We start from the raw sequence: 784 nt of genomic DNA, 5'->3' as shown, positions 1-784 counted from the left end.
TCGACATCAAGGACTACATGCATAACTGCCAGGACCCGGGCAACGCCCACTTCACCCACCTGGAAGACGTGCACTTCACCTACCGCAAGATCACCTGGACCCACGAAGTCTCCGGCACCTCCGGCTCCGACGACTGGCGCTCGCCGGTCGCAGGGTGAGTTGACAGGCACACCGGTCGTACACCTGTACGGCCGGTTCTCCGTCGAGCCGAAAATGTCCGCGACTTCGCGAAATCGACACAGAGCCAAGACTTTCGGCAGCGGCTGAGCAAGAGTAACGTGGGGCTCGCTTCTCCAACGGATGGGGGAGGAACCGCCCGCCAGGAACAAGGAACGATCCATGCGTCAAAGGGACCTGAAATTCACCTTCGTCGTCGGCGAAGGGAAACTCGCGTTCGATGTCGTCGAGTTCGAACTGGAAGAAGCGCTCTGCGAGCCTTTCCGCCTGAGCCTGAAGCTGGCCAGCGACAAGAACGCCATCGATTTCAAGCAGGTACTCGACCAGCCGGGCACCTTCACCCTCTGGCAGGACGGCCGTCCGGCCCGCTATGTCCATGGCATCGTCAGCCACTTCACCCAGGGCAGCTCGGGTTTTCGCCGGACCCGCTACGAACTGCTGCTGGAACCGCAGTTGGCGCGCCTGGAGCTGTGCTGCAACTGGCGGATATTCCAGGAGAAGAGTGTTCCGGAGATTCTCCAGGCGCTGCTCAAGGAGCACCGGGTGCTCGACTACGAACAGCGTATCTACCACGAGCACCTGCCACGCGAATACTGCGTGCAGGCCG

The 784-nt window shown here is 61.4% G+C and carries 1 protein-coding gene and 1 pseudogene; both read left to right on the top strand.

The annotated features are described in order from the left end of the window. Positions 1-158: pseudogene (locus JHD77_RS30830) on the top strand (Hcp family type VI secretion system effector); the annotation flags it as partial. Between the two features lie 181 nt (positions 159-339). Continuing rightward, positions 340-784 (top strand): contractile injection system protein, VgrG/Pvc8 family (locus tag JHD77_RS30825; RefSeq protein WP_034022952.1); only part of this gene is annotated, 445 nt, incomplete at its 3' end.

This window comes from Pseudomonas sp. P20, assembly GCF_016463925.1.
GTDB lineage: Bacteria > Pseudomonadota > Gammaproteobacteria > Pseudomonadales > Pseudomonadaceae > Pseudomonas > Pseudomonas aeruginosa.
This window is presented reverse-complemented; position numbering and strand designations above follow the sequence as displayed.